Origin of the sequence: Pelomonas parva (genome assembly GCF_043555835.1) — a bacterium.
In the GTDB taxonomy this organism is placed as follows: domain Bacteria; phylum Pseudomonadota; class Gammaproteobacteria; order Burkholderiales; family Burkholderiaceae_C; genus Pelomonas; species Pelomonas parva.
The window spans coordinates 31,680-44,865 of sequence record NZ_JBIGHV010000014.1; the positions used below are offsets into that span (position 1 = coordinate 31,680).

Below are 13,186 nucleotides of genomic sequence, written 5' to 3' on the forward strand. Positions count from 1 at the left end.
ACGCCCATGCCTCCGTCCTCCTCCCGGTCTCACCGGCCCGACAGGCCCGCCACGCCTGACAGCGCCTGGCGCGACTCCGCTGCTGCCAGCACGGGTGAGGGCTTCGCGCCGCTGCTCGACCCCAGCCGCACTTTCGACGTCTGCCATGTCGGCCTCGTGCTGCGCACCGTGCTCGGCGTGCAGGTGCTGCTGGGCCTGGGCACGGCGCTGCTGGCGCGCGACGCCGCGCAGTGGCTGACGCTGACGGCCAACGGCACGGTCGTGACGATGTTCGCGGCGCTGTCCTGGCTGCTGATCGTCTGTGCCGGCAAGCGCCTGTGGCCGCAACTGGCCGAGCCGCTGCAATGGCTGGCGCTGATGTCTCTGGGCGCCGCCTGCGCGCTGCTGGGCTTCGCGTTGCTCAACCTCACCAGCGACGAAGCCGCCTCGGCCTGGCGCTGGGGCAGCATCGCGGCGGTTGGCGCCAGCGGCGCGGCGCTGCTGCTGGCCTGGCTGCGCCAGCGCGACCGCAGCCAGCGCCCGGCCGATGCGCTGGCCCAGCTGGCCGAGCTGCAGTCGCGCATCCGGCCGCACTTCCTGTTCAACACGCTGAACAGCGCCATCGCGCTGGTGCAGATCGACCCGGCGCGCGCCGAGGGCGTGCTGGAGGACCTGGCCGAGCTGTTCCGCGTTGCGCTGGCCGACTCCAGCGCCTCCGTCACGCTGGCCGACGAGGTGGAGCTGGCCAAGCGCTACCTGGCCATCGAGGAGATCCGCTTCGGCGAGCGCCTGCGCGTCACCTGGCACCTGGACCCGGCCGCCAGCGCCGCCCGGCTGCCGCCGCTGCTGTTGCAGCCGCTGGTGGAGAACGCGGTGCGCCACGGCGTGGAGCCCAACGATGAAGGCGGCGAGCTGGAGGTGACGACGCGCAGGCGCGGCGACGAGGTGGAGATCCGCATCGTCAACAGCGTCGGCGCGCCGGCCCGCACCGCCGGCCACGGCCTGGCGCTACGCAACGTGCGCCAGCGCCTGGGCCTGATGCACGACGTCGCCGCGCGCTTCCACATCGAGGCCACGCCTGGCCGTTTCGACCTGCGTATCCTGCTGCCGCTATGACGTCTCTACGCACCCTCATCGTCGACGACGAACCGCTGGCGCGGCTGCGCTTGCGCGGCCTCGTGGAGGCCATCACCGAGCCACGCTGCGAGGTCGTCGCCGAAGCCGCGACCGGCTCCCAGGCTGCCGCCTGGCTGCGCGACCACGGCTGCGACCTCGTGCTGCTGGACGTGCAGATGCCCGGCGCCGACGGCCTGCAGTTCGCCGACGGCCTGCTGCAGCGCGCCGCTACCGGCCAGCCCTCGCCGCTGATCGTCTTCGTGACGGCGCACGCGATGCACGCGCTACGCGCCTTCGAGCTGGACGCGGCGGACTACCTGACCAAGCCCGTGCGCCGCGAGCGCCTGCAGGCTGCACTGGCCCGCGTGGCCCAGCGGCTGGCCGAGCGGGCGGCCGTGCAGGTGCAGCAGCCGGCCGAAGCGCCGGGCGTGGCCAGTGTGGCGGACGCCGACTTCGTCACCATCACCGACCGCGGCCGGCTGCGGCGCGTGCCGGTGTCCGAGGTGCTGTACTTCAAGGCCGAGCTGAAGTACGTGACACTGCGCACCGCCAGCGAGAGCCATGTGCTGGACGGTGCGCTGTCCGACCTGGAGCAGCGCCACGGCGAGCGTTTCCTGCGCATCCACCGCAACGCGCTGGTGGCCCGCTGGGCCGTGCGCGAGCTGGAGCGCCACGCGGTGACGAACTTCGGCGAGCTGGATGGCGGCGATGCCGACGCCGGCGACGGCTGGGCCGTGCGCATCGTGCATGTGGACGAGTGGTTGGCGGTGTCACGCCGGCAGGTGGCGGCGGTGCGGGAGGCGCTGGCGGGGCAGGGGCGGTGAGGGCTTCCATGGTCGCTTGCATCCGCTGCCGCCAAGGCCCGAAAGCGCGCGTCAAGCTGACGGCGTGACTGCACGGAGCAAGCGCCTTCATGGGCTCATCCTTTTCGCGATGGTGTTGGCGGTCGCGAGCTGGCTGGCATACCGGGCGAATCCACGGACGGCGGGTGCCGCTGTTGAGCAGGCACCCGGTCCTGCGGAGCCGGCTGGCGCACGTGAGGGCTCGGCGCCGGTCGCACCCGCCGGTGTCGGCGCACCCGCTGCGATGGCCGTCGAGGCACTGCAGGCAGGCGACAAGGACATTCCGCCCGAGGGCGTGGAGGTCTGCGGCGTCAGGCACGTGCCGGGCGAAGAGCTGAGACGTTGGAAGGCCGATCCCGCGCTGGGCCAGGCACAGGCCGAGCAGGTGGACGTACAGAGGCAGCGCATCGGCGAGGCAGGGTTGGTGCATATCGCGGGGCGGCTGGCGGCCGGCAACGAGCATCAGCAGGTCGCCGCGCGTCTGCTCATGCGGGACCGCGAGGGGGCTGCGGTGCTGGCCGAGCGCAGCCGCGATCCGCTGGCCTACCAACTGGCCCTGACGGCCTGCCGCTTGCAAGGCGAAGGCGCGCCGAGCTGCGGGCGGCTGAACGCACGCCGCTGGGCGGAACTGGACCCGTCCGACGCTCGGCCCTGGCTGCAGGTCATCACCGAAGAAGAACAGCGCAAGAACGCTGCCGGCGTGGAGGCCGCGCTGGCGCAGGCGCTCGCCAGGACGCGCTTGTCACGAGGGGACTACCTGCTGGAGGCGCAGGCCGTGGCCGCGGCCGATGCAGTGCCGGATGCCGCGCAGTTGGGCCATGCATTGGTTGGTGCCATCGGCATGGACCAGACGATGCCGGGGATGGATATGGCGCTCAGAGCGTGTCGGGCCGATGCGCTGAAGGACTCGACGCGCGCCGAGCAATGCCGAAAGTTGGCGAAATGGGTGCTCGCGAACACCCGCGATCTGCTGGAAGCGGATCTGGCGCAGCGGCTGGCCGATCGTCTGGGCGTGCCGCGCGTGCAGCAGGCCCATGACGCTGCGACCTTGAAGGCCGCGTGGGATCGCGCTACGACGCGGGCGATGGAGAACATCGCCGACACGGGCTGCGCGGGCATGCGGCGCGCGAAGCAGTTCTCCGCCGAGCGAGCCGCGTCGGGCGACCTGGCGATGGCTTTGGCGCTGTTGCCGGCCCGTCAGGGGGCGCGCTGAGTCACCGCACGCAGGTGTTCCAGGATCAACGGATTGACCCGCTCCGCCTCCGCAATCGGCGCCATGTGGCCCGCGCCTGCCAACGCCACCAGTTCGACGCGGGGCAGCGTGGTCGCCAGCGTCTGCGCCACACGCCGCGCGCTGGCGCGCGTGGCGCCGCCGCAGATCAGCCGCACCGGCATCTGCAGCGTGGCCAGTTCGGCATCGCTCCAGCGCGTGGCGGCCAGGGCCTCGAAGTGGCGGCTGATGGTGGGCATGGGCTCGGCCAGGCGGGCGCGCTGGGCCGTTTCCAGCTCGGGCCAGACGTCGCGCCTCTGCCAGTAGCCAACGAAGCCGCGTGCGGCCTGGTCCAGGTCACCGCGTGCCAGTGCCGCCGCCACGGCGGCGGCGACCTGCTGGGCTTCCTGCCACTCGGGCAGGTCCTCGCCCAGCGCCGGCAGCACGCCGAAGGCGACCGGCTCGTACAGCGTCAGCGAATGCACGCGGTGGGGCTGCTGCAGCGCGATCTGCAGTGCCACCGCGCCACCATAGCTGTGGCCGACGAGGTCGAAGCGCTGCTCGGCGCCAAAGGGCAGGTGGGCCAGCACGCCGTCGGCGTCGACTGCCAGGTCGCTGGCCGCCCCCTCGGGCCAGGCCGACCGGCTGCCGTGGCCAAAGAGGTCCGGCGTGTGCCATGACCAGGCCGTGCCGCCGTCGGCCACAAGGCTTCGCCACTGCCGGCCGCTGGCGCCGCTGGAGTGCAGGCAGACGACGGGGCGGGCGGGGGTGTCGGGCATGAGGGTCTCCAGGTGTGAGCAGCCCGTATTGTTGGCTTGTCTGTACCGGTGCAGGCCTGTGCGCGTAGGTTGCCGCCTACTGCCGCTCAAGCCGCAGGCCCACCCGATGCCGGCGCGGGCGCGCCTAGGCTGCAGACACGTCAAACAACAAGGAACGGCGATGAACCACTCCAGGCACTTCTCGGCAGCGGCTCTGGCCTGCGCCCTCTTGGCGGGCACGCCCTTCGCAGTGGAACCCGCCCACGCGCAGCAGCGCGCCGCGCAGGCGGCGGCGCTGCGCGTGACGGGCTTCGACGTGGAGCAGGTCGACCGCATCGAGCCCGGCGCCGAGCTGAACTTCACCGTCTGGGGCACGCCGGGCGCGACTGCGGTCGTGCAGATCGATGGCAGCAAGCGCACGGTGCGGCTGGACGAGACGACGGCGGGCCGCTACCAGGGCAGCTATGTGGTGGGCCGCTCGGACCGCATCGGCCAGGAGTCCCGCGTGCATGCCAACTTGCGCAGCGGCAACCGGGTGGCCACGGCCACGCTGGGTGAGGCCTTGCAGGTGGGCTGGTCGCTGCCCGGCGAGGCGGCACTGGCGCCGGAGATCCAGTCGGTCAAGGTCGCGCGCGAGCCGGGTCGGGGCAGGGCGGAGACGCTGCGCTACACGGTGCGGGGCACGCCGGGCGGGCAGGCTTCGGTGCAGCTGCAGGGCAGCCAGCCGGTCAACGTCGTGCTGGAAGAGGTGCGCGCCGGTGAATATGTTGGCAGGCATGTGCTGCCGCAGGGCGCCTGGGTGGACACGCAGCAGCCGCTGGTGGCACAGCTCCGGCTGGGTACGCGTACGACGCGCTCCAGCGTGGACAACGCCTATGCCGGCGTGGAGTTGCGGGCGCGCCGCGCTGACAACCGGGGCGACCGCTGCACCGATTGCGCCACCGTGCAGGCGGTGAACGAGGTGGTCGTCGACGGCGAGGGCAAGGTGCTGGGCACGGTGGCCGGCGGCGTGCTGGGCGCGGTGGTGGGCAGCCAGATCGGCAAGGGCGATGGCCGCAAGCTGGCCGGCGTGGCCGGCGCCGTGGGCGGCGCGCTGCTGGGCCGCGAGATCCAGCGGCGCCACAACCAGCGCACGCAATACGAGGTGGTGGTGCGCCAGAACGACGGCGTGCAGCGCACGGTGGTCTATGCCGAGCCGCCGAGCCTGCGCGTGGGTGACCGCGTGCGCATCGTCGGCGAGACACTGGAACTGCAGCGTTAGGCGGCGCCGAGGCCCTCGGCCACGACCCGATTGCGGCCCCCGGCCTTGGCGCGGTAGAGGGCCGCATCGGCCGCCGCGAAGACCTGGTCCAGCGGCCGGTCGCTGTCCATCGCCGCCACGCCGAAGCTGGCGGTGATGCGCAGGTCGCCTGAAAAATGGTGCCCGGCCACCAGCGCGCGCAGCTTCTCGGCGATGGCCACCGCCTGCGGCAGGTGCGTGTCGCGGCAGACGAGCAGGAACTCCTCGCCGCCCCAGCGGCCCAGCAGGTCCTGGCCACGCACATGGTTGCGCACCAGCTCGGCCAGCCCGGCCAGCACGCGGTCGCCGGCCTGGTGGCCGTGGGTGTCGTTGACGGCCTTGAAGTGGTCGACGTCGATCAGCACCAGGCCCAGCGGGTGCTGGTGGCGGCGCCAGTCCGTCAGCGCCTGCTGCAGCACGTCTTCCAACCCCTTGCGGTTGAAGGCGCCGGTCAGCGCGTCGGTGGTGGCCATCTGCACGAGCTGCTGGCTGCGCACGTCCAGCGCGCGGTTGATCTCCTGCAACTCGTGCGACTGCTGGCGCTGCTGGCGCACGACGCTCTGCAGCCGCAGCAGGCGCATGAACAGATACAGCAACGCCAGCGCCAGCCAGATGCTCATGATGATGAGATACCAGCGTTCGGTGGAGATGTGTTGCACGTCGTACTCGATCTTGTGCAGCACGAAGCGGTAGTTGCCCAGCGGCGCCTCGGTGCCGGTCGTGATTTCCAGCGTGATGACGTTGTCGAACTCCGGGCGACCCAGGTGCGGCGCGACGTGGAACTGCTGCATCCACCAGTTCGCGACGACAAAGTTGCGCAGGTCCAGCTCCACCATGCCGTTGTGGACCGAGTCGGTGTTGATCTCGATGTGGTTGTACTTGGCCGATTCGTTTTCCGTCTGCGGGATGCCGTAGGCCGGGCTGGCATTGCGCAACTGGACCTTCAGCGTGCTGGCCGGGCCTTTGTAGTCCAGCCACAGTCGCATGCGGCGCACCTCGCTGAGGTCGATGCCCTTGAGGAGCTGCGGGTCGAAGCGCAGCGCAATGCCGCAGTAGGGATAGCGGTAGCGATCGCGCAGCGCGCAACGCAAATCGAAGCCCGCGCCCGGAACGCGCGTGACCTCGCTGTTGCCACCGTTGCGCTGGTCGGACATCGCCTCCGCGATGAAGGGATTGCCGGGCCGGATGACCCGGGCCTGCTGCAGCAGTTCATCGGAGAAATGCACGGCTGCCACGCTGAGCAGCACCATCGACAACAGGCTGTATTCGAAGCGCCACCTGAACCCCATGCGCGGGACTCTAGCGTGCAGCCAAAGCCCGCGTCATGAGGGTTATGCCAATTCCGGCACGGCTAACGCTGGCGTCGGTCGGCGTCAGCCCGTGTTGCGCAGCCCCGCCGCGATGCCGTTGATGGACAGGTGGATGCCGCGCTGCACGCGCTCCATCGCCGGGTCGTCCGCCTGGGTGCGGCGGTAGCGGCGCATCAGCTCGACCTGCAGGTGGTTGAGCGGGTCGATGTAGGGGAAGCGGTGCTCGATGGAGCGGGCCAGCGACGGGTTGGCCGCCAGGCGCTTGGCGTCGCCGGTGATGAGGCTGAGTGCGGCCTGGGTGCGCTCGAACTCGGCGCGGATGGCCGCGAAGATGCGCTTGCCGAGCTTCTTGTCTTCCACCAGTTCGACGTAGCGCTCGGCCAGCGTGAGGTCGGCCTTGGCCAGCACCATGTCGAGGTTGGACAGCACCGCGCGGAAGAACGGCCAGCCCTTGAGCATGCGCTTGAGCAGCGCCAGGTTCTTGGCGCGCTGGACGGGTTCCTCGCCGAGGAAGGCCTCGATGCCGGAGCCGAAACCGCACCAGCCCGGCAGCGCCACGCGGGCCTGGCCCCAGGAGAAGCCCCAGGGGATGGCGCGCAGGTCCTCGATGGCCCGCGTGGCCTTGCGGGAGGCTGGCCGCGAACCGATGTTTAGCTCGGCGATCTCGCGGATGGGGGTGGACGCGAAGAAGTAGTCGGCGAAGCCGGGCGTGTCGTAGACCAGGCCGCGGTAGGCGGCGAAGCTGGCGTCCGACAGCGCCTGAGCCGCTTCCAGGAAGCTCATGGGCGCGCTCTGCGTGGGGTGCAGCAGCGTGGCCTCCAGCGTGGCGGCGACCAGCGTTTCGAGGTTGCGCCGGCCGATCTCCGGGTGGGCGTACTTTGAGGCGATGACCTCGCCCTGCTCGGTCAGGCGGATCTGGCCGTTCACGGTGCCCGGGGGCTGGGCCAGGATGGCCTGGTAGCTCGGGCCGCCGCCACGGCCCACGGTGCCGCCACGGCCGTGGAAGAGGCGCAGCGTGATGGGGCCGACCTTCTTCAGCTCGTCGAACAGCTCGACGAGGGCGATCTCGGCACGGTACAGCTCCCACGAGGACGTGAACATGCCGCCGTCCTTGTTGCTGTCGGAGTAGCCGAGCATGATGTCCTGCTCGCCACCCGACCGGTCCACCAGGCCGCGCACGCCGGGCAGGGCGTAGAACTCGCCCATGATCTCGGGCGCGACGCGCAGGTCGCCGATGGTTTCGAACAGCGGCACGATGATGAGGTCGCTGGTCGCATAGCCGTCCAGCGTGCCGCGCAGCAGGCCGGTCTCCTTGAGCAGCAGGGCCACTTCCAGCAGGTCGGACACCGACTCGGTGTGCGAAATGATGTAGTGCCGCAGCGCCTCGCGGCCAAAGCGGGCGAGCGCCTCGCGGGCGGCTTCGAAGGTGGCCAGCTCGCCCTGCGTCTTCTCGGTGTAGGTGGCGCCGATGACGCGCAGCGGGCGGGCATCGTTGAGCAGCTTCAGCAGCAGCGTGCGCTTGGCCTGCTCGTCCAGTGCGGTGTAGTTGTCCTCGATGCGTGCCGCAGCCAGCAGCTCGGCCAGCACCAGCTCGTGCTGGTCGCTGCTCTGGCGCAGGTCCAGCGTGGCGAGGTGGAAACCGAAGACCTGTACCGCGCGGATCAGCGGGCTCAGCCGCGGCGCGATCAGCGCCTGGGCATGGTGGCTCTTCAGCGAGGCCTCGATGGTGCGCAGGTCGGCCAGCAACTCGTCGGGCGAGGCGTAGGCGTTCTGCGGCGCGACCGCGTGGCGCAGGGCCTCGGTGCCGGTCAGGCCGTGCAGCGTGGCAGCAAGGCGGGCGTACATCCCGGTCAGCGCGCGGCGGTAGGGCTCGTCCAGCCGGTGGGCGTTCTGGTCCGGGCTGCGCTCAGCCAGCAACTGCATCTCGGGCGACACGCCGGTCAGGCGCAACGAGATCGACAGTTCCGCGCCCAGCTCGTGCAGTTCGGTCAGGTAGTGGCGCAGCGCCACCTCGCTCTGACGCTGCATCGCGCGCTTCAGCGTGACGGCGCCGACGTTGGGGTTGCCGTCGCGGTCCCCGCCGATCCAGTGGCCCATGCGCAGGAAACTGGGCAGTTGCTCGCCGGGCAGGTGCTCTTCCAGTTCGGCGTACAGCTTGGGGATCTGGCGCAGGAAGGTCGACTGGTAGTAGGACAGCGCGTTCTCGATCTCGTCGGCCACCGTCAGCTTGGAGTAGCGCAGCATGCGCGTCTGCCACAGCTGGGTGATGCGGGCGCGCAGCAGCGCCTCGGCGTCGCGCAGTTCACGTTCCGTGGCGGCGCGGTCGCGGGCCTCAAGCAGGCCGGCGACGGCGCGCTCGGCGTCGAGGATGCTCTTGCGCTGCACTTCCGTCGGGTGCGCGGTCAGCACCGGCGCGATGTAGCCTCGCTGCAGCACCTGGGCGATCTCGCTCGGACGGATGCCGGCCTGGTGCAGGTGTTCCAGGCAGTAGGCCAGCGACCCCGGCTGCAGGCTGCCGGCGCGCTCGTGCACGTCGCGGCGGCGGATGTGGTGACGGTCCTCGGCGATGTTGGCCAGGTGCGAAAAATAGCTGAAGGCGCGGATGACGCTGACGGCCTGTTCGCCCGACAGGCTCTTGAGCAACTTGTCGAAGCGCTTGCCGGCCTCCTTGTCGTGCTTGTGGCGGTAGGCCACCGACAGCTGGCGCACGCGCTCGATCAACTCGTAGGCCTCGCGCCCCTCCTGCTCGCGGATGACATCGCCGAGGATGCGGCCGAGCAACCGGATGTCGGCCACCAGCGGTTCGTTCTTGTCGGCCTTCTTGTCGATTTCGGGGCGGGCAGGAGCGGCGCGTGAGGTCATGGCGGGTCGTCCGAGGTGAAATTGCTATAGGAGAGGTAACTGAATTACCTGATTGCAACTCTAGCAGTTTCTTCCTCGAAACGACCCGCTTCAGCGCGGCTGCAACGGTCGCGAAGCCGTCCGGTCGAGGCTCGACGCAGGCGTCGACCTGGCGGGGCGTGCGGACGGTGGGGCGCTGGGGTGTGCTGCCGGCGCGCAAACCTGAAGGGAGGCGGCTGGGGTGATTCGGCGCGGTGAGGGTTGCGCCGGCGCGGGGGTGAGTCCATCCCCGGCTGCGGCCGGCTTGTTGCGTTTTGGCGATTGACGCGCTGCCTCCAGTGGACCCCTGATTGCAACGCCACCAGGAATCGTCTAACGTTGACAGCGTTGTCTATTTCGAGCGCAGGCGGAAATTGCGGTCTCTGCACGACGTGCTGAGATCGCTACCAATGTGGGCTCCGTCATGTTGTGAACACTGCACGTTTCTGTGCTTCGTTACGCGGCAAAGCGGGGCTTCTTGGGGTGTTGTGTATTGCGCGAATGCAGGTGGACAACTCGCGTAAACCCCAGCAGAGCAGGGCGGAGCATAAAAATAAAGTACGTTGGGCGCTTGAGGTGGTAGCCCTATCGCAGGTTTGTTGTTAACGCTAACAAATCGTCGTATTTGCGGGCCACAAGTCGTCATCAAAATCGGTCCAGCTTTTGGATCAACGCAAGCAAGGAGACAAATGAAACACCCCCAGATTTCCAAGACTCGTCGGCAGTCCACGCGGATGCAGCGTCACCCGGTGGCGCTGGCATCTACGCTCGCGCTGCTCGCGAGCGCGGGCGCTGTCCAGGCTCAGCAGGCCGCACCGGCTGCTGGAACACAGTCGCTCGAGACCGTCGTCGTCACGGGCATTCGCAGGTCCCTTGACAGCGCTGTCACCTTGAAGCGTGAGTCCCGCGGGCTGGTTGACGGCATCGTCGCTGAAGACATCGGCAAGTTCCCCGACACCAACCTCGCTGAATCGATGCAGCGCATCGCCGGCGTGTCCATCGACCGCAACGCCAGCGGCGAAGGTTCGCGCGTCACCGTTCGCGGTGTCGGCCCTGACTTCAACATGGTGCTGCTGAATGGCCGTCAAATGCCGACGTCCATCATCAACCAGTTGAACAACGGCGCCAGCGGCTCGCGAGCGTTCGACTTCGCCAACCTCTCGTCGGATTCGATCTCGGCTCTTGAGGTCTACAAGACGGCCCGCGCCGAATCGCCCACCGGCGGCATCGGTGCCACGATCAACGTCAAGACGGCCCGCCCGCTCGACATGCGTGAGCGCATCGCCAGCATCGGCGTCAAGGCCAACTACGACGGGTCCGTCTCCCGCCTGCCCAATGAGATCAAGGGCGACAAGGTCACGCCCGAGATCTCCGGCATCTACAGCGACACCTTCGGCAACCGGACGCTCGGCATCGCGATCAGCGGTAGCTACTCCAAGCGCAGCTCGGGCTCCAACAACGCCTACACCCAGAACGGCTGGCTTTCCGAGGCGTACAACGCCACTGGTGGTGCTTTCGCTGGCGTGCCGGCGAGCAATCTGAAGAACTTCCCGACTAGCGGCTTCTACACGCACACGAATGACATGCGTTATTCGGTGACCGCTCTGGATCGTGAGCGCCTGAACGGCCAAGTGGTGTTGCAGTTCGCCCCGACGAAGGAACTGAAGTTCACGGTCGATCACACGATGGCTGTGAATACCGTCAAGTCGAAGAACCTCGAGAACTCGGCCTGGTTCGGCCCTTCGTTCTCTGGCCCACTGAACGGTGCTCCGCAAACGACGTTCACTTCCGGCCCGGTCGCGACCCCCATCATCCAGACCGCCACCTGGGACGGCACGCACGACTACAGCTTGAACGCCGGCCAGTTCGCTCAGAAGACCAAGCTGAACTCCACCGGCTTCAATGCGGCCTGGAAAGTCAACGACGCCCTGAGCTTCGATCTGGATGTGCACTCCTCCAAGTCCAAGACCACGCCGGACAGCCCTTACGGCACTTACGCGACCATGTCGCTGGCGCTGTTCACCCAAGGCAATACGACGGCCTACTACGACAAAGACCTCCCGATCATGGAGTCGAAGGGCATGGTCTACGACCCTGCCAAGACGAATGTGACGGGCTCGCAGTTCTACAACAACCTGTCTGATCAAACGGTCGACCAAGGACAACTGCGCGGAACCTACCGCCTGAGCGCCGACGACAAGCTGATCGTCGGCCTGGGTTTCACCAAGCTCAAAAACCGCGCCGCCAGTGCCAACAATTTCCACGGCGACTGGAGCGGTATTGGCCCTGCGGGCGGGTTCAAGAACCTGGCCGTGGGTCAATATAGTTTGGGTGGCTTGTTCAACCGCATCCCGGGGCACGACGATCCGCGTTTGTACCCGACGTTCTTCGCGCAGGATTTCGAGGCTCAGCGCAAGCAGGCGGTCGCCAATGCGATGCAATTCGGCTCGTCGAGCACGGGTAATGTGCCGATGTCGAAGGCCGTCGCTGAAGCCTATTTCGCGGCCCCGAGCGACTTCAGCCAACCTGGTGCGAGCGACTGGCGTACGACGGAAAAGTCCACGTCGGCTTACGGCCAGTGGGATCACTCCTTCGACACGGCCATTCCGATGAATCTGTCGGTTGGACTGCGGTACGAAAGCACCAAGATCGAATCGTCCTCTCAAGTCACTGCCTACACCGGCACAGACTGGTATGCCCAGAATGAAGTGAGGCTGACGGGCGGCACCAGCACCTTCGGAACCAAGTCAGGCAAGTACTCGTATTGGCTTCCGAGCATCGACTGGGATGCTGATCTGGCCGACAACCTCAAGGTGCGCGCAAGCTTTGGCGTGAACATCGGTCGACCTGGCTTTGACCAGATGCTCGGCGGCACGGCGCTGAACGCCGACTCGGCTCGCTACAACGTCCCAGGGGCGGGTTCGGCTGGCGATCCGGCATTGAAGCCGCTGAAGTCCAAGAATCTGGATCTTTCTGCTGAGTACTACTACGCCAAGTCGTCCTATGTGGCGCTCGGTGCCTTCTACAAGAAGGTGAGCGACTTCATTACCGCGACCGTCGTCCAGCAGACTTTCCCGGGCTTGAACCAGCCGGCAAGCGGTACGTATCACCAAGCTGCACTGGCCTCCGGCATTCCGGCCGACAGGCCGGACCTGATCCGGCAATACATTTTCAATAACTACGCCGGCCAGCCGGGTGTCACGGTCACGAATGCCACCTTGAACCAGGGCAACATCCTGGGCTCGGTTCCCGGCACACAGCCGCTGCAGTTCAACATCACCAGCTTCGCCAATGCCGCCGGCGACAACATCAAGGGCCTGGAATTCAACTTCCAGCACATGTTCGGCAACAGTGGCTTCGGTGTTTCGGGCAACTACACCATGGTGAAGAGCGGCCTGAAGTTCATCAACAACACGGACAGCAACGCGCAGCAGTCTCCGTTGGTCGGCATCAGCGATTCCGCGAACTTGGTGGGCTTCTACGAAAACGACGTGTGGTCGATTCGCGCCGCCTACAACTGGCGTGATGAGTTCCTGGCACGCCGTACCGATGGCGGAGGCAACAACCCGATGTACACCGAGGCGTATGGCCAGGTGGATGCCTCCATCGGCTACAAGATCGGCAAGAACCTGACGCTGCAGGCCGACCTGCTGAATCTGAACGACGGCTATATCCGCCAGCACGGCCGCACGAAGGACCAAGTGAATTCGGTGCTGCAGACCGGCCGTCGCTACCTGATCGGTGCTCGCTATCGCTTCTGAGCGATGAGCACTGCCGTGCGGTAGCCGCCTCCCCTGGCGGTGCCGCATGGG

Annotated in this window: 8 protein-coding genes; 5 read left to right on the top strand and 3 right to left on the bottom strand. The window is 67.8% G+C overall.

Annotation, left to right across the window (positions count from 1 at the left end; genetic code table 11):
* Nucleotides 1-6: 6 nt before the first annotated feature.
* From ACG00Y_RS27255 to ACG00Y_RS27265, 3 genes are all read left to right on the top strand, one after another.
* Nucleotides 7-1,095 carry a sensor histidine kinase gene (locus tag ACG00Y_RS27255; RefSeq protein ID WP_394484525.1) on the top strand — a complete coding sequence of 363 codons (1,089 nt, stop codon included), beginning with the start codon at nt 7-9 and terminating at the stop codon, nt 1,093-1,095.
* Nucleotides 1,092-1,919 carry a LytR/AlgR family response regulator transcription factor gene (locus tag ACG00Y_RS27260; protein WP_394484527.1) on the top strand — a complete coding sequence of 276 codons (828 nt, stop codon included), beginning with the start codon at nt 1,092-1,094 and terminating at the stop codon, nt 1,917-1,919. Before ACG00Y_RS27255 ends, ACG00Y_RS27260 begins: the two co-directional genes overlap by 4 nt.
* Before the next feature lie 262 nt (nt 1,920-2,181).
* Nucleotides 2,182-3,150: a hypothetical protein gene (locus ACG00Y_RS27265; protein ID WP_394484529.1), complete on the top strand. Its 969-nt coding sequence runs from the start codon at nt 2,182-2,184 to the stop codon at nt 3,148-3,150.
* On the opposite strand, the gene ACG00Y_RS27270 is transcribed toward ACG00Y_RS27265, so the two are convergent.
* Nucleotides 3,135-3,926, bottom strand: a complete 792-nt coding sequence (locus ACG00Y_RS27270) for an alpha/beta fold hydrolase (RefSeq protein ID WP_394484531.1) — start codon at nt 3,924-3,926, stop codon at nt 3,135-3,137. The genes ACG00Y_RS27265 and ACG00Y_RS27270 overlap by 16 nt on opposite strands.
* A 160-nt stretch (nt 3,927-4,086) precedes the next feature.
* Between ACG00Y_RS27270 and ACG00Y_RS27275 the strand changes: the two genes are divergently transcribed.
* The gene (locus ACG00Y_RS27275; protein ID WP_394484532.1) at nt 4,087-5,166 is read left to right on the top strand and encodes an outer membrane lipoprotein; all 1,080 of its coding nucleotides are present in this window, start codon (nt 4,087-4,089) and stop codon (nt 5,164-5,166) included.
* On the opposite strand, the gene ACG00Y_RS27280 is transcribed toward ACG00Y_RS27275, so the two are convergent.
* Both ACG00Y_RS27280 and ppc read right to left on the bottom strand, forming a co-directional pair.
* Nucleotides 5,163-6,473, bottom strand: a complete 1,311-nt coding sequence (locus ACG00Y_RS27280) for a GGDEF domain-containing protein (protein WP_394484534.1) — start codon at nt 6,471-6,473, stop codon at nt 5,163-5,165. The two genes, ACG00Y_RS27275 and ACG00Y_RS27280, sit on opposite strands and share 4 nt — an antisense overlap.
* A gap of 84 nt (nt 6,474-6,557) precedes the next feature.
* A complete protein-coding gene (ppc, locus tag ACG00Y_RS27285) occupies nt 6,558-9,356 on the bottom strand; it encodes a phosphoenolpyruvate carboxylase (RefSeq protein ID WP_394484535.1) in 2,799 nt (932 codons plus the stop codon).
* A gap of 707 nt (nt 9,357-10,063) precedes the next feature.
* On the opposite strand from ppc, the gene ACG00Y_RS27290 reads away from it, so the two are divergent.
* Nucleotides 10,064-13,135, top strand: coding sequence for a TonB-dependent receptor (locus ACG00Y_RS27290; protein ID WP_394484536.1), 3,072 nt, complete (start codon nt 10,064-10,066; stop codon nt 13,133-13,135).
* The last annotated feature ends 51 nt before the right edge of the window (nt 13,136-13,186 follow it).